We start from the raw sequence: 26,323 nt of genomic DNA, 5'->3' as shown, positions 1-26,323 counted from the left end.
AAGCATCCTCCTCGACCGGTAAGTCAGTCAGCTATCTGACTCGCTGCGTGGAAGGCTCACCTTTCCTGGGCCTGCGTCAATTGGATGAGCGCGATCTTCATTGAATATTTCCGTTAGTAAAGCGTTGGCTCGTTTGTAAGCGTCGTACTTGAATTCGGTATCGTCCTCGGGCTGAGCGGCCATCTCTTCTAGCATTTCCAAGTTAAGGCGACGGAATCGATCCGCACGCTCACGAGCTTCGTAGCGTCCTATCCCGAGTTGCTCCAAAGCCCTGCGCCCCAGGGACAATGCGCTTTCAAATGTCTCTCGCTCGACTTCTTCCACACCCATCTGACGTAGGGTAATGATGTGCCCCATATCTCGAGCGCGCACCACCAGTTTTAGGGATGGAAAATGCTCCTGGGCCAACTTGGTCAGTGCCAGGTTATCGTCTTGATTATCGATGGCGTTGATCAGCACCACGGCTTGGGCAGCACCCGCAGCGTGCAGTAAATCGAGGCGGGTGGCATCCCCATAGAACACCTTGACCCCGAACTTACGCAGCGTCTCGATATGGTCTGGATCATGATCCAAGACCACTACCTCAAAACCACAGGACATCAACAGACGCCCAGCGATCTGACCGAATCGACCGAAGCCAGCAATGATGACCCGAGGATTGCTCTGATCAATGGTGTCAGCTTCATTACTGCCCTGTTTGCTCGACGACTCCAGGTGATTGAGTAAAAGGATCAACAAAGGCGTCACGCACATGGACAACGCCACCGCTAGCGTCAGGCTCTTACCCCAAGGGTCGACCAGGATGCCGGCGACGGTCGCTGCGCCAAATACTACGAAGGCAAACTCACTGCCTTGTCCAAGGAATACCGCCTGCCATGAACGCTGGTCACTTGGGACATTCAGGAAGCGCCCCAAGAGCTTGATCACGAGCAGCTTGATCAGGATGAAGCCCAAGGTCAGTGTGATGACTTTCAGCGGCGAATCGATCAGCGTGCCGAAGTCAATCGACATCCCTACACCGATAAAGAACAGACCCAACAACAGGCCTTTGAAGGGTTCTATATCGCTTTCCAGAGCATGGCGATACTCCGAGCTGGCCAAGAGAACGCCGGCTAAGAACGCGCCCATGGCCATGGATAAGCCGGCCTCTTCCAACAAGAGGCCGAACCCAAACACCAGGAACAGTGCGACGGCACTAAAGATTTCTCTCAGGCCTGAGCGCGCTACAAAGCGAAGGACTGGCCGAGAGACGTACTGACCCAAGAGAATCACTGCGACAATTGCACCCACGATTTTGGCAATGGACAGGGCCAGCTCTGCACCTGAGGGCGTACCACCGTTTGCGGCCAGCAGTGGGATCATGGCAACTAGGGGAATCGCCGCGATGTCTTGGAAAAGCAACACGGCGAAGCTACTGCGACCCACGGCGGTGGAGTTCATGTTTCGCTCGCTCATGGCCTGCATGGCGATAGCCGTCGAGGACAGGCTCAACGTCAGCCCTACCAACAACGCAGCCGTCCAATTCAAGCCAAGTACAGCGCAGAAAATTGCGATGGCCGCGCCGCATGCCAGCATCTGCAACGCGCCGCCGCCGAAGACCATGCGGCGCATTGCCCAAAGGCGCTTGGGATCGAGTTCGAGACCAATGATGAACAGCATCAACACCACGCCAATTTCAGCAAAGTGCAGGATGGACTCCACGTCGGTCACAATCTTCAAACCCCATGGGCCGATCAGGCAGCCGGCTGTCAGGTAGCCTAAAACCGGGCCAAGCCCTAACCGGACGGCAATTGGGACTATCAAGGCAGCGGAGCCCAGGTAGATAAGCATTTCAATCAAACTGTGAGTGTCCATTCAATCTTCCCTCCATGACGTCAGGCGCTCGCCATAATTCTGGATCTGTTTAAGCAATGCGGTTTGATCTGCTCTGTAAGCACCATGGACTGCGACTGGACTCAACCAACGCATCCCGCAGTAATTCGCCGTCGCCTGAATGGGCTGGGACAGCACCGCAAAACCTGGGTGGTCGCCGCCTTCAAAATGATCATGCTCACCGCCAGTAGTCACGGCCCACAGCATTTTTTTGTTTTTCAAGGCAGTAGCGCCCGCGCCGTAGGCCCAGCCCTGTGTGAAAACCTTATCGATCCACAGCTTCAAGAGAGGTGGGTAGCTATACCAGTACAGAGGGTGTTGCAGAACGAGGAGATCTGCCTGTTCCACCGCCCTCTGCTCAGCTTCAACGTCGATATTGAAATCGGGGTACATGTCGTACAGCGAACGGATTGCGACATCGGGATTGTTGGCTGCCAGCTTGAGCATCAACATGTTGACGTTAGATTTATCAGGGTAAGGATGGGCGTAGATGATCAGAATCACGGAGTAGTTCCCACAAACCTGGCGTTCTTTAAGAACGGAAAAAGCTCCCTGTTCGTTGAGCATAACCGCACTCAACGAACAGGGAGCTAATGACCTGAAGGAGAAGCCTTACTGACCGGCTTGCAGCTTCAATACTTCCTGCGCGGTCACAGGTTTGCCACCAATACCCCAGTCTCCACTTTTCACCTCTTCGAAGATGACCCACGTGAGGGCGCGCATGTTTTCGCCTTCAACCGACACCATAGCGTCAGTCACTTTGCGAATCACTTCAGCCTTTTGTTCGTCGGAAAAAACGCCTTCAATCCCTTTGATAGTTACGAGTGGCATGGTGTTCTCCTAAATGTTTGTGAAGGAATATCAGGCTTTGGCGGCTGCGTATTCCGGATAGTCGGTGTAGCCCTTATCAATCGAACCGCTTACGCCGTAGTAGGTCGCGCGATCACCTTCGGCCAATGGCCAATCGTTCTGCATACGCTCTACCAGATCAGGGTTGGCAATGTAGGCTGTGCCAAAAGCAATCAGATCTAGCTCGCCTTTAACCAGCTCAGACTCTGCGATCTCTTTGGTGAAGCCGCCCGCAGCCATCAAGGTGCCCTTGTACGCTTCACGGAATGCAGCGCCGAAACCTGGTGGCGTTTGCGCGGCGAGGATGGTCGGTTGGTAGTTCAGGTGAACAAATGCCAGCTCTCTTTCGTTGAGGGCAGCTGCCATGCTCATCCAGGTTTCTTCTTCGCCTTCGTACACACCGAAGTCGTAGAGGCGACCAAAAGGAGAGAAGCGCACACCGATCTTCGATCCGCCGATTTCAGCAGCAATCGCATCAATGGTTTCCAGAAGGAAGCGCTGACGGTTGGCAATGGAGCCACCGTACTGATCAGTACGAGTGTTCAGGGCGCTGCTCAGGAATTGGTCGAACAGAAAGCCGTTGGCTGCCATGATTTCGATACCGTCAAAGCCGGCGTCCATGGCCATTCGTGCAGACTTCACGAAGTCAGCGATGACGCGTTTCACTTCTTCAGTTTCCAGTGCACGTGGAGAGCTTGGCTGTACAGGGCCAGATTTGCCGGGCTCGATCCAGGCATACACCGTGGTATCTACCGCAGGCACCGTGCCCGAGGAGACTGGCGCCATGCCGTGTACCGAGGTGTGGGACATACGGCCTACGTGCCAGAGCTGCGCAAAAATCTTCCCGCCCTTGGCGTGCACCGCGTCAGTCACTTTGCGCCAGCCTGGTAAGTGCACATCTTCGTAAATGCCAGGGGTGTACAGATAGCCGCGAGCCTCATCGGAAATAGGCAGGCCTTCGGTGATCAGCAAGCCGGCAGAAGCTCGTTGTGCGTAGTAAAGCGCGTTGGATTCATTCGGAATGTTGTTCAAGGTTCGGGTGCGAGTCATAGGGGCCATGACAACGCGGTTTTTCAAAGGAGTACCGGCTAGATCGTAAGGAGTGAACAGCTTATTCATGATTTATCTCGACGTCGTTGAAGGGGGGATTCGGCGTTTGATTAGGACTTGTCGAACGCGTCGAGTACGTGGGTGCTATAGACCATTGCAGCCCCGGCGTTCATGTTGATGGCCACACCCAAAGCTTCAGCTACCTCTTCACTGGTTATACCGAGCTTCTTGGCTTCAGCAGCATGGAAGGCAATACAACCATCGCAGCGGGTCGTCACGGCCACTGCAAGGGAGATGAGCTCGCGAGTCTTGGCGTCTAGATGGTTGGTTTTCCCACCGGCGGCGCCGAGTGCGGCCATGCCTTTCATCGTTTCCGGCGACAGGCCGTTGAGCTCTACCAAACGAGTATTGATGTCTTTGCGGGTTTGCTTCCAATCTTGCATGGGATTCTCACAGGGATGGCGTTGTTTGTAGTGATTTAAAACACTAAACAAAGCTACCATCCAGTTGGTAGGTTTTCAATGGTTCTGTGGTGATTTTCACTATCAACGCAATCGAATAAACGGTTTATTGTTTGTTTTATGAAAGAGGTTGCGAGCGGCACGTTGGAAGAGCGGCTGTATCAACTCTCATGCTCATGTATGTTTTCTGAAGTACAGGCCTACATGAGTGTAGCTGAGGCGTCTGGTTGATTCGCGGTGCGACTGCTTATTGATTTGCTACCGCGCTCCCAGCTTCCAAGGGAGCTAAGACTCTAAGTCTTTGCTTTTAGAAAACATCCCATCCGGCAGCACCCCACCTGCTAGCTACGCGAGCACTTGAGGCGCAACAGATGAAGGTATGCTGATCTGCAAGAATCGACAGCCCCTGAGCCAAGTGCCGTGCGGCTGGAAGAGAAAATCGGCAAGCTCGAAACTCAAATTAAGGAGCTTCGGGCGCACGAAGTCCAGCTCAACGACTCTCCGGTCACACAGGTTTCACTGACCGATCCAGACAGCCGTCGATACCCAACACCATTTGATCGTTGCACATGAGGTCACTAACGTCGGTCCCGACTGCGATCTACTCAGCTCGATGGCCATGCAGGCCCGCGAGGTTGTAGCTTCAGAAAAATTTCTGTCGGTAGTGGCTGATCGAGGTTACTTGAAAAGCGAGGAGATTCTTGCTTGTCACGATGCAGGCATCAATGCCTATGTGCCCAATCCAGATGACCTCTGGAGCCAAAGCGGATGGGTGTTTCAATAACGATGCCTTCATCTATGACGCGGCAAAAAAAGAATATATTTACCCGGACGCAGAAGCACTGATTTGGCGTTATACCAACGTTGAAAAAGGCCTGACGCTGCACCATTACTGGAGTTCGAAATGCAGGGGATGCGCAATGAAACCGCGATGCACGTCGAATCGCTGCGCCCGTTTATTGCTTCGAAGTGATCAAACAACCAATTCGACCGTCCAGAGAGGGTTAGAGACTCTCAGGCAAGCCGAAGAACATTTTGACTTGGCTGTAGAACAGTAGTTTCAGCTTGAAAAACACGAATTATGTCCCTAGTTCTGCCCCCAATTGCACCGAGTACTCGAGCGATCGCGAATGGCGATTTCTGACACGGACCTAGGTGGCCGTGGCTGGTATTCAGTGCGCCTCCGTATACTGGATGACCAGCCCGAATCTGGCAAATTCTTGGTCGTTAGATGAGTCGACATCCTTAGTCGGAGTTGTCCCGGCCGTCCTTCAGCACCTGTCCTGAAATTGGCATCGTGAGATGCCCCTGCTCTGCGAGATATTGCAATGGCGCTGGTCGCCAGGGAGATCGATCCGCTTGTCCACCTGCAGTTGGAGGGAAATGCTAGGCGCCTGGACACGGAAAACGCCCAGGAAGCGGTTGTTCAGCATTGAATGTGGTATGCAACCGCAGTTCCCCTGTGAGTTCCTGTAGATCAAACGTATGGCAATGCTGTGCGGCCATTTTGCTGGGTGGTCAATTTTATGAATGAGCCCAGCTGTTGCTGTTCGAAGGACCACGACCGAACAAAGGCTGCCGGTCGTGAAAGTCCACTATCGAATCATACTGTTTTAAACCGCAGGACCTGAACTGCTCGGCGGTGTTTTTACAAAGCCTGGACCCAAAGCCTTCAAACACTCTAGCTCTACGTTGATGCGGTGCTGCACTCATTTTTTGGTGAGCTTCCGTTTTTATGGGAAATCTTAGCGACACATCACGTATTCCTGAGGCAGAGGCAACGCGGCCGCGAGATTTATTAAAAACTTGCAAAGTGCGTAGATTTCCGACTTGTTAGCCAAGCAGGCTCAAGGCAATTGAATTTATAGACCCTGGCTGGCCGATCTGGAAGGACACGACCTGCCGGTGCCACCATTCGCCGCAGACTCGCGGCACCGGCCTGACTGTTCGCTCAACTCCTGGACAGCAATGCAGTCGCTGGCGGCAACCTAGTACATGGGTCAAGCGACCACGGCTTGAAACTAACGAATGCAACGCTCTCGTCCTAGGCGATCACTAGGGCGATCAGGGCACCAGCTAGCCAGCCCAAGGACTCCTATTTGTACCAATGAGGCATTGAGCGAAAGAGCTCGTTGCCATGGGCACCGGCATTTACAAGGCTTGGTTGTCTTTTTGATTTGACAAACGCAACTCTGCAGGCATAGCCTGATTGCGTTTCTGGGGTCGAATAAGCAGTTTTCCTTGGCTGGATTCAGCCTATGGCAGCTCAGTCCTAAATAGCTTTCCCAGAATGCCAGTGCTAGAGCATGGGTTGCGGGATCATGGCGCATGACGCGTTGTTTTGGCATGCCAAGCGGGCCTGCTTTGTCCGCGACTGAAAGGGCGTGATTACATGTTAGCGATGTGAGCGTTAGGTCCCCAACGCTTGTAGACCCAAATAGACGCTATGAACCTGCCTAAACCGTAAGGTTCGCGGCTGAATCTAAAAATAATGAGGAACGGTCATGAGCACCGACGCGAAAACCATATCCCCGGTCGAGAAGGCTGCCGTGCGCAAAATGATGCTGCGGCTGTTGCCTTTCTTGATGTTCTGCTACTTCATTGCCTACATTGACCGCGTCAACATTGGCTTCGCCGCACTGACAATGAACAAAGACGTTGGTCTGACCGCCAGCATTTTCGGTTTCGGAGCCACATTGTTTTTCGTGGCATACGTGCTGTTTGAAATGCCTAGCAACGTCGCCATGGAGAAATTTGGCGCGCGGCGCTGGATCGCTCGGATCATGATCACCTGGGGCATCGTCGGTTTTTGTACTGCGTTCATCACCGGTCCGATTTCCTTTGGTATTTCGCGCTTCCTGCTCGGTGCCGCTGAGGCAGGTTTCTTTCCAGGCGTACTCCTTTACCTCACTACTTGGTTCCCCAAGGCTTACATGGCGCGAATCGTGGCTGTGTTTATGGTCGCGGTACCGCTATCCAATTTCATCGGCTCGCCACTGTCAGTTCTTTTGCTGAAATTGGATGGCCTCTGGGACTACCGTGGCTGGCAGTGGTTACTCATGCTGGAGGCACTGCCTGCTGTAATCATGGGAATTGCTACGCTGTTCTTTCTTCCTAGCAAACCATCCGAAGCTCGCTGGCTAACCGATGACGAGAAAAACTGGCTTTCAGGCCGTCTTGAAGATGAAAGAAAAGAGCGCGAGCACAGCGAGAAAAACAAGCCACACAAACACGGTGCAAGCAAGATCTGGGCTGCTATGAGCAATAAGTGGGTACTGCTGCTCGCCGTGATCTATATGAGCATATCGGCAACCAGCAATACTCTGTCACTCTGGATGCCTCAGATCCTTAAGTCGTTCCACCTGACTGATACGCAGACCGGTCTGTTGAACATGATTCCATTCGGGCTCGGCGCTGCCTTCATGATTTTCTGGGGTATGCGTGCTGACAAAACTGGCGACCGTATCTTCAGCACTGCGGTTCCTATGGCGATCATGGGGTTGAGCTTCGTCGCCACCCTGATGACTGACTCCCTTGTAATCACTCTGATCTTGCTATCCATGGTACTGATCAGCAATTTTGCCTTGAAAGGGCCTTTTTGGGCCCTTACAGGTGAAACGCTTCCTCCGGGGGTTTTGGCGGTGGGTATCGCAGCAGTCAACACCTTGGGGCATTTGGGTACTGGTACGCTGAACTACTTCGTGGGCGTTATTCGGGACAAAACGGGTAGCTTCCCGCTGGCGTTGTTGCCAATCGCCGGGATGTGCTTTGTGGGCGTGATATTGGTGTTCTACATCGGTAGTCAAAACGCAAAGTCTCAGAAGCTCGCTGAAGCCATTAGATAAACAGCAAGCGCTAAAAAAGCCCGGGTACGGTCTCCAGTTCCCCGGGCTTTTTGCTGCATATTGAAAAGAGACAGAGGTATAGAGAGAGGTAAAAGTCGGCATGGTATGGCGATCCACCAAGAGCGCAACATGCTAGGGGCCTTGGCGTAGCTTGCATCGTCCGAAATGAAAGTGGTGTTCATCCACGAGGTTCTTGGTGCTCTCGCGGATGAACGGGTGATGCTTACACTGCCAGAGCCCGCTCACGCAGTTCGTAGTTCAGGATACGGTCGTTATCGCTGTAGTCGATAGGGCAATCGATCACGTGCACGCCAGGAGTCTTGATGCAGTGCTCAAGCAACGGCAGAAATCCTGCGGCGCTTTCCACACGGTGACCATTGGCACCGTAAGCTTCGGCATATTTGACAAAGTCCGGGTTACCGTAGTCCAGGCCATAGTCAGCGAAGCCCATATTGGCCTGCTTCCAACGGATCATGCCGTACCCGTCGTCACGCAGGATCACTACAGTAATGTGCATGCCCAGACGGACTGCGGTTTCCAGCTCTTGGCTGTTCATCATGAAACCACCATCGCCACATACCGAGATCACCGAACGGTCTGGGTATACCAAGTGCGCGGCCATGGCTGAGGGTAGACCCGCTCCCATGGTCGCCAGGGCGTTGTCGAGCAGCACAGTGTTGGGCTTGTGCGCCTTGTAGTTGCGCGCAAACCAGATCTTGTAGATCCCGTTATCAAGCGCAACGATGCCTTCGGACGGCAGGGCGCGACGAACGTCGGCTACCAGACGTTGCGGGTAAACCGGGAAACGGTCGTCGTCGGCGCCTTCGACGATCTGCGCCTCGTTGGCTTCGCGTATGGCCAGGAGCCGAGTGAAGTCCCAGTGGCTGACGTCGGTCAGGGCTTCGCCGATCTGCCAGACGGCATTGGCGATATCGCCGATGACTTCGATCTGTGGGAAGTACACAGCATCAACTTCGGCAGAGCGGAAGTTGATGTGAATTACTTCGGTGCCGCCTCGGACCATAAAGAACGGCGGCTTCTCGATGACGTCGTGGCCGATGTTGATGATCAGGTCAGCAGCCTCGACGGCACGGTGCACGAAGTCGCCGGACGACAGCGCAGCATTGCCTAGGAAACGTGGGTGACGCTCATCGACGACGCCCTTACCCATTTGAGTCGTGATGAACGGAATCCCCGTCTGGTCGATCAGCTGCTTGAGGACTTTAGCGGTCATTTTGCGATTCGCACCGGCGCCAATCACCAAAATCGGGCTACGCGCGGTATTAAGTTTTGCGACTGCAGCTTCGACGGCCTTGTGCTCGGCCAGCGGACGACGTGCGAGGCTCGGCGGGATCGGTAGGCTGTCGGTCTGCTCGGCAGCGATGTCTTCCGGCAGTTCCAAATGTACAGCACCTGGCTTCTCTTCTTCGGCAAGGCGGAAGGCCTCACGCATGCGGGCCGGGATGTTGTCCGCCGAGGCAAACTGGTGCGTGTATTTGGTGATAGGACTCATCATGTCGCAGACATCAATGATCTGGAACCGACCCTGTTTGGACTTCTTGATGGGCTTTTGCCCTGTGATCATGAGCATTGGCATCCCGCCCAGATAAGCGTAGGCGCCGGCGGTCACGAGGTTGGTTGCACCTGGTCCAAGGGTAGAGAGGCTAACCCCGGTCTTGCCTGTCAGACGGCCATAGGTCGCTGCCATGAACCCGGCAGACTGTTCGTGGCGGGTTAGCACCAGCTTAATTGGTGATTTGCGCAGGGACTCCAGAAGGTCCAGGTTTTCTTCGCCGGGAATACCGAAAACGTATTCAACGCCTTCGTTCTCCAGACATTGCACAACGACATCTGCGGCCTTAGCCATGGGGTGTAAACCTCTTGGGGGGGAGAAGACAGAAACGCCTGTCGTGGCGGGCCAGCGCTGCCATAGTGGAGCCTGCCAGCTCCACCACAAGCGCCGGCGACTATCGAAAATAATGCAGCCATAAAACAACACTGGGTAATCATGGACTACCCATTGTAGTTATGACGATGCAGAGCTGCGCCCCTTGGGGGCGCAGTAAGTAGCGTTGTCAGGGAACAGTCACGCCAGTAATGGAATGCCGTAAAAGTGCGTCATGAATAAAGCCTTCGGCAATCAGGTTCCTAATAAAATCGTCGAGCCACACGGATGCTTGCTGCCCTCGCGCTTTGGGCACGCCCATGGCCTGCCGGATCTGCATGAAAGGCTCTTGGATCAGCCTAAGCCCAGGATTCGAGTTCCGGTCGGACTCCAATTGCTGGCGTACGCCAGCAGCAACCTCTAAATTTTGCTCAATAAAGGTATTGACCACGGCGGGTGAGGACGGGGCGCGAAACAGCGTCGCATGCTGTATTTCACGAGTCAGGAATAGGTCATACGCGCTACCTTCACCCACCGCGATGCGATTGCCAGCCACATCGATATCGTTCAGTGAGTGTGCAGGAAAGCTATCGCGCACCAGGTAGCAGCCCTCGATAATGACGTAGGGGGAGGTGAATGCGATCTGAGCACCTCTCACAGGATCAATGGCGAAAAAGCCGACGTCAGCCTCACCGTTCTCGACGGCCTTGACTGCGAACCCTGCTGTGTCGACCGTTACCAGATGCAAGCGCAGGCTCAATGCCTGAGCCAGACGCCGAGCGATATCCACAGAAACTCCCTGGGGTTCATCGCCCGATAACGGGCGATGAGCCAAAATAGGGTTTCCATAGTTGATCACCACCCGTAGCTCTTCTTTGAGGGCAAAGGACCGACGCAACTCAGAGCTGATCGTTTTCATATTGATAACGTGTCCGAGGGAACGAGAACACTGCCTTCCATGAGCCGGCGTGCCGAACGGCTCATGACGGCCTTTGAAACCACCCAGGTGCCTTCAACCTGCAGCGCTTCTGCCCCAACAGCAAGACTTCCGGACGGATGCCCGAAGCGAATTTGGCGGCCGGCGGAATCTGGCACCAGACGATTGATGACTGTGCCAGGAATGACCGCTGCAACAGCGATTGCAACAGCCCCGGTTCCGGTCATGGCGTGATGCAGTTTGCCCATAGAAAAAATACGCGCATTGATATCGAGCGTTGCCGGATCCACAACCTTGCCATTAGACGCGGTGTAACCTTCTGGTGCTGCAACGAAAGCCAGTTTTGGGGTGTGGGGGCGTAACTGTGTTGCTTGCTCGGGAGACTGCGCCAGCCCCATTTTCACAGCTGCGTGAGAGCGGATCGCCTCGGCTTTAGCCAGCAACTCGGGATTGCTGTTGAGGTGCTGCTGCAGCTCGTTGCCTCGCAGGCCCAGAACATCCGCATGTACGAAGATGGCTGGGTTTCCGGCATTGATCATGGTGAGTTCAACGTCGCCCACGCCAGGCACAGATAGAGTATCTATCGCATTCCCTGTGGGAAACATGCCACTAACCCCTTCTTCTTCGGCGTCGCCACTTGGGTCGAGGAATTCGATTTTTATCTCCGCTGCCGGGAAGGTCACACCATCAAGTTCGAAGTCACCTTCTTCAATCACCTGTCCGTCGCGCATTGGGACGTAGGCAATGATCTTTGCATTGATATTGGCTTGCCAGATTCTTACTACTGCGATGCCATCCGCCGGCGCGGCCACAAGACCTTGTGCGATCGCGAAGGGGCCCACGGCAGAGGTCAGGTTACCGCAGTTGCCGGACCAGTCGACGATCGGCCGGTCTATCGCAACCTGACCAAAGCGATAGTCCACATCGCAGTCAGGCTCGTTGGATTTACTGACCAATACGACTTTGCTGGTACTGGACGTAGCCCCGCCCATGCCATCGATTTGCTGACCATAAGGGTCCGGACTTCCAATCACGCGAAGCAAAATGCGATCTCGGGTTTCAGGATCGTCAGGCAGCCAATCAGTACAGAAAAAGACCCCCTTACTGGTGCCGCCACGCATGTAAATGGCTTTGAAGGACTTTTGTGGCATGGGAACCTCAGCGAACTGTCAGGGATTTATGCGTTTATTCGACAACAAACGCAAAAATACCGCAAGGGCAAATTTTGTTAACATTTGCGCTTTATCCCTGCATCAGCTCGCCGGGTGTATATTCGACGCTCTGCCAAGCCTTTTAAGCTCATAAGACATGCCCCAGGACCTGACCAAAAGCCAGCGCAAGGCGTTGCGCGAGATCATCAGCTACGTTCGTCGAGAGCGGTTGCCCATGGGCACCCATCTACCGGAGTGGACGTTAGCCAAACTTATCGGAACGTCTCGCTCACCCGTTAAGGTGGCATTAGAGTGTCTAGTGGGCGCCGGATTGATGCGATTCGACAGAAACCGTGGCTATCACCTGCACGGGGACGTGGACAATCTGCCACCGGAGTTGCAGGTTCATTTTCAGGAAATTGACGATCCGCTTTACCTTCGTTTGGCAGACGCGCGTTTTGATCGTTTGGTTGCTGATTCTGTAACGGAGGCTGATCTGACTCGCCTTCTGGGCGTGTCGAGAAGCGAGATTGGAAAAGTGCTTTCGCGAGCACAGAGCGAAGGATGGGTTGAAAAGGAAGTAGGCTACGGCTGGCGTTTTCTTCCAATGATTGACTCGCTGGAAGCCTACGAGGACATGTACTCGCTGCGACTGGCTATTGAGCCAGCCGGCATTTTGAATAGCAAGTTCAGGCCTGACTCGGCGCAGTTGGGCTTGCTGCGCGAAGAGCAGCAGGCGATTTTAGACGGCGGTTATCTGACCATGACCGCCATTGAGCGGTTTGAGTCCAATGCGCGTTTCCATGAAACGATAGCCGAATGGTCGGGTAATCGATTCGCGCTCCAGACGCTTCGTCGGCTTGACCAGGTGCGCCGATTGGCCGAATACCGCCAAACGCAGCTGGATCTGCCGCGCCAGGCGCTCGCGGTAGAGCATCTACAAATTCTGGATGCTATCGAAGCCGGTGATAACCTCGGTGCGGCCAGCTATATGCGTCAGCATATCGAAGGCGCTTGGCGCAAGAAGGCAGTTTCCGCTGTATTCCAGTTGCCTTCAAAGGCTCAGCCGGAAACTGACGCGAGCTGACTCTCAGCGCGTATCGCCTGTTTAGCTAAAGCCACCGCATGGTGGTTTTTTTATGGGTTGGATCTCTGGTTGCGTTTATTGTTTGACAAGCGCAATTGAGCGGATTTAGTCTGGCTGCGCTTTCGGCATAAAATAAACAATGTCCAGTTGTCATGGACCCAACGTCGCCGGACGACAGGTGCCCTGATGAGCTCTGAAAACCTTCGTTTTATCGATACGCATGCCCATGTTTTTCATCGACAGCTGCCCTTCATTGAAAGCCGCAGATTCACACCTGCGTCCGATACAGCGTACGAGTCTTTTATCGACAAACTCGACAGCCACGCAATAGACAGAGCTGAACTGAACGCCGTGAGCATCGCAGCTTCATTGCTGTCATCGGCCTTCGGCCCTGAACGCCTGCTTTGGGCCAGCGACTGGCCTTTTATCCAACATGAAGGCACTCAGCATAATTCAACCCAGCTGGCGCATCTGAAGCGCTGGCTGCCGGATGTCGCTGACCGAAAGAAAGTGCTGGTGGACCCCCGACCGAATTGTTCCAGTTCTAAACGTGCACCTGATGAGTTGCCCTAGAGAGAATCACATGACCGACGCCAACAAGCTTTCCAAAACAAGTCTGCGGTCGTTCAAGACGTCCGATGGCCGTGAACACCACTACTATTCATTGCCTGCGCTCCAGACAGCGGCCTATCCGAACTTGAGCCGTCTTCCTGTAGTGATTCGGATCCTGTTGGAGTCGGTATTGCGCAACTGCGATGGCAGCAAGGTGCTCCAATCTCATATCGAAGATCTCGCAAACTGGCAGCCACACGGCAGCAGGGAACGGGAAATTCCGTTTGTAGTCGGTCGCGTCCTTCTTCAGGACTTCACGGGTATCCCGTTATTGACCGACCTGGCCGCCATGCGCAGCCAGGCAAAGAAACGTGGTGGTAACCCCAAAGCCATTGAGCCACTCGTACCCGTTCACCTGGTTGTAGATCACTCGGTGCAGACAGAGTTCTCGAACGTGCCTGGCGCGCTTCGCAAGAACATGGAGGTCGAATTCCAGCGTAACCGTGAACGCTATGAGCTGATGAAGTGGGGCATGCAAGCGTTCGAGACATTCAAGGTTATTCCGCCAGGCATCGGGATCTGCCACCAGATCAATCTGGAGTATCTGGCTCAAGGTGTTATCGAGAAGAATTCAGTCGTGTATCCCGATACGCTCGTGGGCACCGATAGCCACACGACGATGATCAATGGCATCGGAGTGCTGGGTTGGGGCGTGGGTGGTATCGAGGCCGAAGCTGGCATGCTGGGTCAGCCAGTGTACATGTTGATGCCGGACGTTGTCGGGGTGGAACTCAATGGCAGTCTGCGTCCAGGGGGCACGGCGACAGATGCTGTGCTGCTGATCACTCAGACGCTGCGTGCTGCCAAAGTGGTAGGCAAGCTTGTCGAATTCTTTGGCGAGGGGGCAAGCTCCCTGAGTGCGACTGACCGTGCAACCATTGCCAACATGGCGCCCGAATACGGCGCAACGAGTGGTTTCTTCCCGGTAGACGACAAGACTCTCGACTACTACAACCAGACCGGGCGTAGTGCTGAGCAGGTTGAGCTGATCCGCAAGTACTTTGAAGCCCAGGACATGTTCGGCACACCTGCTGCTGGCAGTGTTGATTACTCGACAGTAATCACGATCAACCTCGATCAGATTGTTCCGTGTGTGTCTGGCCCGAAGCGTCCTCAGGATCGCGTTGACCTCACCGGGCTCGGGCGCCGGTTCGATGAAGTCCTGGTTCAGGATGCCAAGAGCGGTGGCTACGCCAAGAGCAAGGATCAGCTTGAAGAGTTGTACCCAGTCACTGCTAAACCTGCTGGCGCGGTTGGCCCGGAACAGACTTACGAAGTAGGGCACGGCCATGTGCTGGTCGCAGCGATTACCTCGTGCACCAACACCTCAAATCCTGAGCTTTTGATCGCTGCTGGCTTGCTGGCAAAAAAAGCAGTCGAGAAGGGGCTGGTCGCCAAACCATGGGTGAAGACGCTGTTTACCCCTGGTTCCCGGGTCGTAACTGCATACCTGCAGGATGCTGGTCTGACTGAGCCGCTCAGTCAGCTTGGCTTTGACATCGCCGCGTATGGCTGCGGCGCTTGTGTCGGCAATATCGGCCCGCTTGATCCTGCTTTGGAAAAGGTAGTCGTCGGTGAGGACTTGGTCTGCAGCGCAGTGCTGTCAGGCAACCGGAATTTTGAGGCCCGTATCCACGGCAACCTGCGTGCGAACTTCCTTGCCAGCCCACCTTTGGTAGTAGCTTTTGCGCTGGCAGGCTCCACGCGATTTGACCTGACCACCGAACCGTTGGGCTATGACCACGACGGGAAGCCAGTGCTGCTGGCCGATCTTTGGCCATCCAACGATGAAATCAAAGCGCTGAGCGTCAAGGCTGCAAACGCCCAGCTGTACAAAGATCTCTATGCTGATTTGACCAAGGATCATGACCTCTGGAATTCGATCAAGACCAGCGAGGGCGAGGTGTACGATTGGCCTCAGTCAACTTACGCCGCCGAGCCCGATTTCTTCGACACCACCCAGGCTGCTCGTCCTATCCTAGGCGCGCGTGCGCTGGCCATCCTGGGCGACTCCATCACCACAGACCACATCAGCCCGGCCGGCTCGATCACCCCTGATTCGAGTGCTGGAAAATGGCTCGCTGAGCATGGCGTAGAGCGCAAGGACTTCAACACCTATGGTGCTCGCCGTGGTCACTTTGAGGTCATGGTGCGTGGCACCTTTGCCAACGTTCGTCTGAAGAACCTGATGCTTGCGACAAAGGCAGATGGATCGGCAGACGAAGGTCCATACACGATACTTCAGCCCTCGGGTATCCGGACAACCTTGTTCGATGCGTCGCGCAGCTACATCGCTGCACAAACCCCGACTTTGATCTTCGCCGGCGAGGAGTACGGATCGGGTTCCAGTAGGGACTGGGCGGCGAAGGGCACACGCTTGCTGGGTGTAAGGGCTGTTATTGCCAAAAGCTTCGAGCGTATTCACCGCAGCAATCTGGCCGGGCTTGGCGTACTTCCATTGCAGTTCAAAGGCTCTGACGACGTGAGATCTCTCGCGCTGGATGGTACGGAAACCTTCGATATCCTGGGTGTCGAGAGTGGCGTTACACCGACTCAAGACATAACGCTTCGGATCACCCGCCAGGATGGTCGCCAGCAAGACGTGACCTTGTTGGCCCGCATCGATACCGCGATCGAAGCGACCTACTTCGCGAATGGAGGAATTCTACCTTTCGTCTTGGCAGGCCTGCTTTCTTCCGAGAACGGGCAGCCAGTCAAACAACGAACGCCAACGGAGGCTTAATAATCTTCAAAGGGTCTTTTTTTCAAAGTTAATTAATATTCCGTAACTATTACAACTATAAGATCGCGAGCCTGACGGCAGTCAGGTTCGCGGAAGGAGACGGAAATGAGCCTGACTTTAGTAGCAGATACTGTTGGTATTGCCACAAGCAATGAACAAGTCTCACAGCGGAATGGCTGGCATGCTGCTCTTATTTGCAGTTAAGACGCCGGTTCTGAGACTTTTCGTTAAGCCCGAATAAATGCATGCGCACAACGTTCAGGCAGTCAATGTTCTGCTGACGGCCTCCCTATGACAAAAATAATGAATGAGGAAGTTTCAATGCTCACATCAAACACGTTGCGAGATGTTAGCCCCCCCGGGGAAGGGGAATGGATTTTATCTTTATAGCTATAAGCGTAGGCAGTGGACAGTTCGATATCAAACTGTCCTGTGTCTGAGTAACTAATTAAAGATAGGGTATCTCCATGCTAGCTGTTCTCGGTTTTTCAATGGTTTGTTGCTTCATGTATTTGATCATGACCAAGCGCATGACTGCGCTTATCGCACTGTTGTTAGTGCCGATTGTGTTTGCAGCAATCGGCGGTTTCTGGACAGGGCTGGGCGCGATGATGCTGGACGGCATCAGGGCCCTTGCCCCGACTGGCGTGATGTTGACGTTCTCTATTCTGTATTTCGGCATCATGATCGATGCTGGCCTGTTCGACCCGTTGGTTCGTTTCATGCTACGGCTGGTTAAAGGTGATCCACTCAAGGTCGTCGTTGGTACTGCGGTACTGACGCTGTTCGTTTCCCTGGACGGTGACAGCTCCACCACCTATATGATCGCCGTTGCCGCATTCCTGCCTCTTTACCAGCGCCTGGGGATGAGCGTTCTAGGGCTCACCTGTGTAGTCAACATTGCGAGCGGGATCATGAATATCTCGCCGTGGGGAGGCCCTACCGCGCGGGCAGCTGCAGCGCTGCACGTCGATGCGCTGGATATTTTCCTACCCATGATCCCAGCCATGCTCCTGGCTTGCGCTGTGCTGATACTCACCGCAGTCATCATTGGTCGACGTGAACGTGCCCGCCTTGGCATCGTCGACGTTGAGGACTTTGCAAATGGTGAGCTAGCGCTCGGTAACGGCGATGCGGAGGAGTGCGCGAGGAATCGACGTCCGAAAATGTTCTGGCCAAACCTGATACTGACCATCGGCCTGTTGACCTGCCTGGTGCTTGGGCTCATGCCTATTCAAGTGCTGTTCATGGTCGCTTTCGGTATCGGCGTGACGTTGAATTATCCTCATCTGCAGCAGCAGAAGGAGCGCATAGCTTCACATTCCGCGAACGTATTGGCCGTAACGTCCGTGATTTTTGCCGCTGGTATTTTCACTGGCATTCTTTCGGGGACCGGCATGGTCGATGCGATGGCGCAAAGCTTGCTGCATGTCATACCTGACAGCTTCGGGCCATACCTCGCGGTATTTACAGCGTTGGTGAGCTTGCCGTTTACTTTCTTCATGTCGAACGATGCTTTCTACTTCGGCATTCTGCCAGTCTTGGCTCAAACGGCTACCACTTACGGGTTTACAACACTGGAAATTGCCCGCGCATCGATCGTTGGGCAGCCTGTGCATTTGCTGAGCCCATTGGTGCCATCGCTTTATCTTTTGGTCGCGCTTGCCAAGGTAGATCTCGGTGACCACCAGAAGTTTGCCCTGAAGTGGGCAGTGCTTGCGAGCCTCGCGTTGTTGGTAGGAGGGGTGTTGTTCGGAGGCTTCCCGTTCCACCGCGCTCAGTAATGCTGGCTTGCATCGTGTCCAGGGCGTCCTGAGTTCCATTGGGAAGTAGTCATGGTGTCCAAGAAATAGACGAATTATGGCTGGACACCTTTGGTCTGGATTCTGTACGGGTTACTAGCCTCAGCTACCCACAGCAATCCAGGCCCTCACAGAAGATGGAATCGAAGTAGTGTGAGATACGGGAAGGGATTACCCAAATTGCTAGTCGTAGCTCATCAGCGCGGCTTAAGCCTAAAGCAAGGTAAAAACTGTAGTCGTGGTGAGTGATATGCGCTTTAACCGCTTTCGTCTGGGCCCCCGTAATCGAGGGGAGCGTCAATCCATCTATGACCACTTCAGGCCGATTCTGTTGAAAAAGTTTACGTCAGTTTCCATGGACGAAAAGTACACGTCTGAGATCGAAATCTTGAATTGTTGCTGAGGTATCTGGACTTGGATTTTACGTGGCAGCGCGCAAAAAAAGACGTTTCCACCCATCAGTCTTCTGGCAGGTTGAGAAAAACGACTTTTTCAACACAATCGGCCAAAAGTGGACGGTGGACACTGTGATGGCAAATGAGTAGTGTCACGGATGCTGCTCTCGACTCTCGAGGGCAGCAGGGCTTGCCGTCATCCATATCGCCTTCTCTCTGAGCAATGACCAGCCGAAGCTAGACAAGGATATGCAGGGTGACAAGGAACGTTGTACGACATGCTGTCGCGATAAGAAACGGACATGGCATATCACTTAATAGTTAGGTTTATTTATCATGTCCGAAGCAGCGCTTATAGATCGGCTAATAAAGAATATCGGGCATGACTTTGAAATTCGCCGAGAAGTACCGGGGTACCATCCGATATATAACAAAAATGTTCGGATAGACCTCATGCTTAAGGCAGAGGTCTCATCTGCAAGAAGCGGGCTTCACTAATGAGTGGTTTGGCGTCGAATGCAAATGGTCTGACACAGTTCACGGCGCCACGTCTAAGTTCACGCGCATGGCTTGGCAAAGCATTACGTACGCGCAATCAACATTTTTAGTTGACGGCGAATATTTAGTTCCGGCTTTTGTCGCCGTATACACTCCAGATAATCTAGACAGAATAATTGAAACTCATCTAGAAACACTACTAAGTCTTGGCCTTTACGGCAACGTTGGTCGCCTATATTTTTATAGAGATCTATCATGGGGCATAAAATTCGCTTCAATTTATGCACGCAGCAGCCCCAATGGCTTTCACATGAAGCATAATCAATTACCAGCAAGAAGAGCAGGCAGTGTCTAATAAACCTAACCATGCGCCCAAACCGTTCGCTTCGCTCACTGGGGCCGCATTCCGCGGCTCTTTAGCTTAATCGTTGGCTGGCAAAATAAACCATGCAAAATTCAGACGCCCGACAAATTGCAGAGTTGCTTAACCGCAGAAATCAACTCACCCAAAATTACACCGAAGCCATGATCCTTGAGTCTGCGAGCAACTATCTATTTCGAAAAATCAACGACGCAGTAGTCGCTTGCGTTGAGTTAAAAAAGACCCAGTGGTATCAATCTGAAATTTGCCATCTAACAGTGCATGAACAGCATGAGAGACAGGGTCACGGCCGCGAGCTAATTCAACAAGCCACTGATGTAGCCATAAAGCAAGGCTCAAGAATTTTGCAATGTACAATCCGTGACGGAAACAATGGTAGTGAAAGAGCTTTTCTCGAAGCAGGGTTCGTAATAACTTGTTCATTTCATAATGCAAGAAGCGGAAACAATGTGAATGTGTATCAGAAATCTATCGTTGTTGCTCGTTAGTAATGCGCTCAAAGGCAGTGCACGTGCATTCGCCGAGCGCTGGTAGGCGCCTGGTCATGAGGTTAACATGCGCTTCTGGCTGTTTCTGACCTATCCCCACCGTCAGCATTGGGTCGATTGCTGCCGGTTGCATGGCTGAAACAGCGTCTGTGCGTATTACTGATGGCGAAAGGGGCTACACAGCCTTGCTATTTCGTGGAACGTCAGATCAGGTCGTCCCGAATGTTTCCACTATTTGCGTTGTGGTTGAATCCCGCACGTTTTGAGCCGGGTTTGGGAGGCTTTGTGGCGCTGGGCTCCGGCTGTCCTCTTACGACTCCTATCGAGGCTGGTGTCAGGCTTTGCGATGAGAATTGCCCAGAGCCTTCCTTTTGGTGCCCATCGGGTTTTTCCTTTCGTACCTACCTGCCGACGTATTTGGTGAACTGCGGGTAGCCAATGCCAAGCTGTTCGGCGTAATCGTCATAGACCGCACTTAGCGGATGCTCTGCATCTATCAGCTTACGAAAGTCATCAAGTCTGGCCAGAAAGACAACTCGCCCTGCGCCGCGATAGACCTTTTCGGCCCGTCCATCATTAGGCGTCTCCTGTTTATATGATCGAACTAGTGCTCAGCACCTGACACAGACAACTCAAGGAAGTTTTAGAAAATTAAAGGAAACTCTTTATCTTCATAGCGAAATTTAACGCAACTCAGAGAAATTCAGGGCAATTATAGGTCAGGAATAGCCGGAAATGGCAGTAACGCGAGCCTACGGCGGGCAAGTTGCCTAGAATTACAGAAGATCAGATGGCAAGATGTGTGTTGTGGGCCTACGCTGCTCCGCAGCTAGGCCCGCCCCAGCTGCCTTATTCGCCGTCGGTTCAATGTGTCTTCCTCTGCAACGATGATGTATCCGTTGATTCTAATAGTCGAATTTCTCTTGCCTACTCAAAATTTAGATCGAGAAAATACAAGGTTTCTTAATCAGAAAAAACATTGGAAATGTAGGCGGTTTTCTTCTGGGTCGCGTTAGCGCTGCTACTATTTAAGTCCGTAGGTTTGTATTGGCAGATTTATTTTTTTGCTTTAAGCTGCAGAGAGCCGATCTGCATGCTCAAAAATTAAATTTTGGGTTTGTAAAACAAGAATATTTAGGAGTGGCGATGTCAAGGACTTTAAGAACGCTGATATTCAAGAAGCTGGACAGAGCAGCAAAGCTAAAGGGAAGAGACTCGCTACTGAGGCAGACTAATCGTTTTAGGGAACAACTCCAGCCTAGTCAATACGGAAGTCTGATAACTGTATATTATGAGGTTTTTAAGAAAAGATGTGGTGCGAAAAATTGGAGTGGTAAAAGTAACCTAAGGGAGTTAGGTTATAATTGCGCCATAAATTCTAAAGGTTTCGAGCTCGACCTCGCATTCGCGGTTGAATGGTTAAAGCTTCACTCCGATGAAATTAATAGGTCTACAGATATAACTTTTGAGGTTCAAGAGTTAATACTGCGCGAGGACTATGCCGCTGCGCTAAAAAAGGTCGAGGCTTTCCAGGAATTAAATGGATGGACTTTTTGGGCGTTGGAGACATTTTATTTTTTAGTCAATAGGTTAAGTGGCACTTCGGGTGTGCGGGCATTCACCAAATACGTGAAAGAAAAAGCTGGCGGAAGGGTCGTCGGATATGCAGCTTCTATGTTTGCTGATAGGGTGGATGATAGATATTCTGTGGATGCCTATATGTCTCGCTGGAAGGAGAGCATAAATAAAACCTTAAAAAGTGAAAAGGCTAAGCACTATTACGAATTTAGGGGCTTGGGCCTCATGACAGACGCCGAGAAGTCTCTCGGGCATGTGATTTGCAATGACTTTAGTAATTCTTTAATTGATTGTTATAGTAGTGTCGTTGAGGCAATTTCGTCAGTCGCTTTCATAGAGCAATGTAAAGATTTTGCTCCTGCTATGTTGAGTGCTATTGATCAGCTCAAAAGTGCAGGTGTAACCGACTATAGACTTACAAAGCTAAGGTTTTTTATAAGTGGGGATCAAGAGGGGTTTGAAGTGAGTCCCTATAATTATCCGCTTAGTAAAACACTTGTTTCGGCACTTTATTCGTGTCAATCCGATGACTTCAGATTTGGCTTTGGAAAGTCTAAAGTACAAGAATCTGAGATTTCCTCTATCGCAGATATTCTTGATAATGGAGCGCCTTCTAGTGAGTATTTCAATAAGCTTAGAAAATATGCGCATTCATTAAGGTTCTGTTCTATGGGTCTCGCTTTGCAAGACTTTGCTAAACAATTGATAAAGCGTGATCCTTTTAGCATTAATATTCAGCCATGGATATCTTTGCTTTCACCTGAGTTAAGGATAGAGGATTTTTTCGGTCTGGATTATCGTTCAGTTAGAGTAATCGAAAATGAGGCCGCTAGAAATTTTCTAAATGATCCGCTTGAGATTGCAAAAAAGGTTTTTCTAGCTTATGAATCACCGAGTGAGTTTACTACGCATGATAGTTTTTCGCCTCAAATAATATTTTGGTTGGCTTGTGAGTTTCTTAAGTCTAGACGTGATGCCGAATGTGCTGTATGTATTGATTATCTATCAAAAGTTAGTCGTTATTGGAGCAGGCAGGCTTGTAAGCTTAGAATACAGCTGTTGTGTATGAATGGTGGCTTGGTAGAGGTCGTAGATCTTGCTTACTCTATTATCGAGCTAAACCCGACAAGCGCTTGGGAGTATCCACTTGATCAAATTTTTGAAAGCTATGAATGGTCAGAGTTAAAGAGTGTTGATACAGTCATCATTGCAATAGTTTCCCATTTCACCAATGCGATGCTTGGCAATACGAATGAAGATGTACTGTATGTTTGCAAAATGGCTTGCAAAAAAATCCATGAAAGTTTCGAAAGAGAAAATTTCTTTAATGGTTTGAGTGTCGCTGGTAGCTTTGATGAGATGTCGTTCGACAGCGAAGACAAAAAAATAAAAGCGCTTATAACCTTATATGCTTATGTTTGGATTGAAAAAAATCTCGTGTTCTTGGACTTTTCTACCAGCCGGGAAGTCATGCAGGAAAGGCTTGAGGTTCTGCGATTGTTAGTGCAGCTAAATCCTGAAAATGAGCAGCGATACGCGAATGCAATCATGGATATCACCCTTCGAGATACAATGTGGGAAGGTTTGGCTCACATTGAAGAAACAAGGATTTTCGTGAATGAGGCTGGGATAACCAGGTGGGCTGAGAAGGAAATTAGATCAGATTTCGATAATTGGAAGCTGACATATATTTATGAAAGTAAAAAAACACTCATAAACAAGATGGTTCAGTATGTGACTTCTACAACCTCGGAGACCGTAGAGGAATTTATTGATTATGAGCTGTCCGAAGACTGTCGTTTATTTTTAAATATGGTCGATAGGTTGCAGCAGAAGTTTATGTATGATCCTGTAGATGGTTTGCATTGTTACTTAAGTGCTCGTATCCGTCATGGAACAATGAAAAATACTTATTTAGGGCCGATCGACGAAGCAGGACTTCTGGCTGTTGATGGCCAGTTTGATGAAAGCATCTATCGTTTCATCGAAGCTATCGATCAGTCGCAATACATTCAGATTGTGAAGCCAGCTTTAATTAACCTATCGGTAAGCTTATCAGCTTTGATTGATGACGTTTTGGATAACAAGATTCGTTTGAAGAGCGAAGGGCAGTTAGACGGTTATATTGAAATTAAGACTGATGAAGAGTTCTTCTCCCGAGTTGGTGATATTGTAACTACTAAGCTGGATTTTCATCAATTTTTAGCGCTCAGCTACGATCTTTATTGGGACTCTTTGTGGCCCTCCCTGCAGCGGCTTGCTGAATATTTTGACGATGAGATGCAAGGGAAAACCAATGCGTTATTTGAACAGGCGATTGAACAAATCGATTTGGTTGGTGAAGAATCCAGGGCGCTTTCAGGTGCTCTGACTAGAATTAAGAATGCTACATGTCAAAAATGCTTGGTGGCAGCAAGATGGTTTAAAGCAGAAAACCATCGCAAAGATCAGATATTTACACTCTCGGAGACAATTAGCATTGCTGCAAAAGCATCTAGCAACATATATAGACGATTCAATGGTGAAATTAAACAGGTTCAGAGCAGTACATTAGATTTGCCATTATCTGGCGTAGGAATGGCGGCGATAGTAGAAAGTCTAACGACGCTTTTCGAGAATTCTTGGAAGTATTCTGGTTTAGGTGGAGCTAAGTATGCTATTGATATCGAGGTTAAGACTACGTCCGACGCCAATGTGTTGTGCTTCATTGTAAGAAATCCCCTCTCGGAAAAGCGCGCTTTAGAGCTGACACCCGAAAGGCTTTCCGAAATAAAGTTAAAGTTTCAGGTTAACTATGATTTGGAGTCTGTCGCGAGCGAGGGAGGCTCGGGTTTCCCCAAAGTTGCACGACTCTCCAGATATCTCGATCGAAAAATATTTCCCGATCCGCTAGATATTAGTGTGGAAGGTTTATTTTTTTCAGTGATGGCTATGGTGCCTATTCATCTTCGTGGAGAGTCTTATGATATCTATAACTACTAAGTTATCGATCCTCATAATTGAGGATGATGCGCCGAAGTTGAAAGCAATAATTAATTTTCTCAATGAGGATTTAAATTACTTTGAGCCCGTTGTTGCTAAGTCGCTCACGTCGGCTATACAAAAATTGAGTAATGAAGAATTTGATTTGTGTATTGTTGATATGTCCATCCCCAGTTACGATTTTGAAGCCGATAAGACCGGTGGAGAGCCTCAGTCTGGAGGCGGGCGAGATATACTTAGGTTCATTAGTTCTGAGGCGCCACGTACTAAGGCAGTCGTGCTTACTCAGTATAACGAATTTCGAACCACTCATGGTGTCGATGTGACTTTAGACGCGCTGACTGTGAGTTTAATGAAGAAGTTTAATAAAATATTGTTGGCGGTGGTTTTCTACTCTACTCAAAAAGGGGAATGGAGAAAAAAACTTAAGTCTGTGATCGAGGAGTCGCGGTTATGAAATTTAAGGTTCTGGTTTCTGAGGATAGTGATTCTAAAATCGCAGTAATAAAGTCAGAGCTTTTAAAGCTTGGCGCAGAAGAGGATGGAATAATTGTTGCCAAATCTGGAGTTGATACTAGACGTGCTCTTAAAGAGCATTCTGGCTCGTTGAATCTTATGTTGCTGGATCTGGCTTTGCCGAATCGTACTGGGGATTTACCAGTTCCAGAGACTGGTATGGAGCTTTTAAAGCAAATTTTGGATGATGGTGAATATGTTGCGCCGGATAATATTGTCGGTACTACTGCCGATTTTGAAATACTATCAGCGTTTGAATCGGGCTTTAATAAATATACTACTCAGATACTCTTAATCTCACCCGGTGAGCAAGAGTGGAAGTTTTCTCTGTCTAAGCTTGTTAAAAGAATAGAGCGAGCAATAGCTCAGCCCAAAGATCATAAGGTGGATGTATGTTTTGTTACTGCACTTCGTTATCCGGAGTTGGAAAGTATTAAGGAGTTACCAATAGCTTGGTCGCCTGAGCAGTCTCTTGGGAATGGTGTTTTGTTTCAAGAGGGGACTATGGTTGTTGGAGATAAAACTCTTGCATTTATTTGTGCTCATTCAACGCAGATGGGTACCGTTGCCGCATCATTTATGACTGCGGCTCTTATTGATCGTTTTTGCCCGCGATTATTAATCATGACAGGTATTTGCGGAGGGCTACCAGGTACGAGATTAGGTGATTTGATTATTTCAAATCGAAGTTGGGATTGGCAAAGTGGCAAGTGGTTACATAGTGGGCTGTTTGAGGCTGCTCCAGATCATAAAGAGGCAACCCCAGAACTAGTCGGACTCGCTCAGACCATGGAAAAATTCGTCTATGATTTTTGGATTTCACAAGTGTCAAGGCCGTCCGAGCCCTCTTCTTTGCGTGTTGGCCCGATGCTCTCTGGTAGTGCTGTAGTTGAGGATAAGTCTAAGCATGCCACTTTCCTACATCAACATAGAAAAGCAATTGCTGTCGATATGGAGTGCTATGGAGTGTACTTTGCTGCGCAAATGTGTGCGAGTCCGCGCCCGAAAGTTCTATGTATAAAAGCTGTTTCTGATTTGGCTGATAGAAACAAGAAAGACAAATTTCAAAAATATTGTAGTGATATAAGTGCGGTCGCCGCATTAGAGGTAGTTAAAATGTACTACCGGTAAGGTGGCTCTCGTTTATCTGCTCGCCTCCATCTAGTGCTTTCTAGATGGGCCGCGGGATC

Annotated in this window: 17 protein-coding genes and 1 pseudogene; 10 read left to right on the top strand and 8 right to left on the bottom strand. The window is 51.0% G+C overall.

What is annotated here, in order from left to right:
- Positions 1-27: 27 nt before the first annotated feature.
- The 5 genes from kefC to OPU96_RS01150 form a co-directional block, all read right to left on the bottom strand.
- Entirely contained in the window at positions 28-1,854 is a 1,827-nt protein-coding gene (gene kefC, locus OPU96_RS01170; protein ID WP_099584281.1) for a glutathione-regulated potassium-efflux system protein KefC, read from the bottom strand.
- Positions 1,855-2,376, bottom strand: coding sequence for a glutathione-regulated potassium-efflux system oxidoreductase KefF (gene kefF, locus OPU96_RS01165; protein ID WP_099584293.1), 522 nt, complete (start codon positions 2,374-2,376; stop codon positions 1,855-1,857).
- 108 nt (positions 2,377-2,484) lie between these two features.
- Entirely contained in the window at positions 2,485-2,703 is a 219-nt protein-coding gene (locus OPU96_RS01160; RefSeq protein ID WP_029290791.1) for a tautomerase family protein, read from the bottom strand.
- A 30-nt stretch (positions 2,704-2,733) separates the two neighbouring features.
- Positions 2,734-3,840: an alkene reductase gene (locus OPU96_RS01155; protein ID WP_099584282.1), complete on the bottom strand. Its 1,107-nt coding sequence runs from the start codon at positions 3,838-3,840 to the stop codon at positions 2,734-2,736.
- A gap of 41 nt (positions 3,841-3,881) precedes the next feature.
- Complete coding sequence (locus OPU96_RS01150) at positions 3,882-4,214, bottom strand: carboxymuconolactone decarboxylase family protein (RefSeq protein ID WP_053481123.1); 333 nt, start codon at positions 4,212-4,214, stop codon at positions 3,882-3,884.
- A 399-nt stretch (positions 4,215-4,613) separates the two neighbouring features.
- On the opposite strand from OPU96_RS01150, the pseudogene OPU96_RS01145 reads away from it, so the two are divergent.
- A pseudogene (locus tag OPU96_RS01145) lies at positions 4,614-5,188 on the top strand (transposase); the annotation flags it as partial.
- Between the two features lie 1,548 nt (positions 5,189-6,736).
- Positions 6,737-8,077, top strand: coding sequence for an MFS transporter (locus tag OPU96_RS01140; RefSeq protein WP_267863842.1), 1,341 nt, complete (start codon positions 6,737-6,739; stop codon positions 8,075-8,077).
- 223 nt (positions 8,078-8,300) lie between these two features.
- On the opposite strand, the gene OPU96_RS01135 is transcribed toward OPU96_RS01140, so the two are convergent.
- The 3 genes from OPU96_RS01135 to prpF all read right to left on the bottom strand — a co-directional run bounded on the left by OPU96_RS01135 (position 8,301) and on the right by prpF (position 12,050).
- Positions 8,301-9,944 (bottom strand): acetolactate synthase large subunit, encoded by a 1,644-nt coding sequence (locus OPU96_RS01135; protein ID WP_498558506.1) that lies wholly within the window; start codon positions 9,942-9,944, stop codon positions 8,301-8,303.
- Positions 9,945-10,152: 208 nt separating this feature from the next.
- Positions 10,153-10,881, bottom strand: coding sequence for a transporter substrate-binding domain-containing protein (locus OPU96_RS01130; protein WP_267863844.1), 729 nt, complete (start codon positions 10,879-10,881; stop codon positions 10,153-10,155).
- The gene (gene prpF, locus OPU96_RS01125) at positions 10,878-12,050 is read right to left on the bottom strand and encodes a 2-methylaconitate cis-trans isomerase PrpF (RefSeq protein ID WP_498558505.1); all 1,173 of its coding nucleotides are present in this window, start codon (positions 12,048-12,050) and stop codon (positions 10,878-10,880) included. The genes OPU96_RS01130 and prpF overlap by 4 nt, the downstream gene beginning before the upstream one ends.
- Positions 12,051-12,207: 157 nt before the next feature.
- Here prpF and OPU96_RS01120 point away from each other — a divergent pair, with 157 nt between their 5' ends.
- The 8 genes from OPU96_RS01120 (at position 12,208) to OPU96_RS01085 (ending at position 26,264) form a co-directional block, all read left to right on the top strand.
- A complete protein-coding gene (locus tag OPU96_RS01120) occupies positions 12,208-13,137 on the top strand; it encodes a GntR family transcriptional regulator (protein ID WP_267863846.1) in 930 nt (309 codons plus the stop codon).
- Positions 13,138-13,323: 186 nt separating this feature from the next.
- Positions 13,324-13,710 (top strand): amidohydrolase family protein, encoded by a 387-nt coding sequence (locus OPU96_RS01115; protein WP_267863847.1) that lies wholly within the window; start codon positions 13,324-13,326, stop codon positions 13,708-13,710.
- A gap of 10 nt (positions 13,711-13,720) precedes the next feature.
- A complete protein-coding gene (acnA, locus tag OPU96_RS01110; RefSeq protein WP_498558504.1) occupies positions 13,721-16,492 on the top strand; it encodes an aconitate hydratase AcnA in 2,772 nt (923 codons plus the stop codon).
- Between the two features lie 467 nt (positions 16,493-16,959).
- Positions 16,960-18,276: a CitMHS family transporter gene (locus tag OPU96_RS01105; protein WP_267863849.1), complete on the top strand. Its 1,317-nt coding sequence runs from the start codon at positions 16,960-16,962 to the stop codon at positions 18,274-18,276.
- Positions 18,277-19,634: 1,358 nt separating this feature from the next.
- On the top strand, positions 19,635-20,057 hold the full coding sequence (locus OPU96_RS01100; RefSeq protein ID WP_267863850.1) for a GNAT family N-acetyltransferase: 423 nt from the start codon (positions 19,635-19,637) through the stop codon (positions 20,055-20,057).
- Between the two features lie 1,047 nt (positions 20,058-21,104).
- Entirely contained in the window at positions 21,105-24,617 is a 3,513-nt protein-coding gene (locus OPU96_RS01095) for a hypothetical protein (protein ID WP_498558503.1), read from the top strand.
- The gene (locus OPU96_RS01090) at positions 24,598-25,074 is read left to right on the top strand and encodes a response regulator (RefSeq protein ID WP_267863852.1); all 477 of its coding nucleotides are present in this window, start codon (positions 24,598-24,600) and stop codon (positions 25,072-25,074) included. The genes OPU96_RS01095 and OPU96_RS01090 overlap by 20 nt, the downstream gene beginning before the upstream one ends.
- Positions 25,071-26,264: a 5'-methylthioadenosine/S-adenosylhomocysteine nucleosidase family protein gene (locus OPU96_RS01085; RefSeq protein WP_267863853.1), complete on the top strand. Its 1,194-nt coding sequence runs from the start codon at positions 25,071-25,073 to the stop codon at positions 26,262-26,264. Before OPU96_RS01090 ends, OPU96_RS01085 begins: the two co-directional genes overlap by 4 nt.
- Positions 26,265-26,323: the final 59 nt, after the last annotated feature.

The organism is Pseudomonas sp. RP-B7 (genome assembly GCF_059803535.1).
Note: the sequence above shows the minus strand (reverse complement) of the source record. Positions and strands in the feature narration are given on the sequence as shown.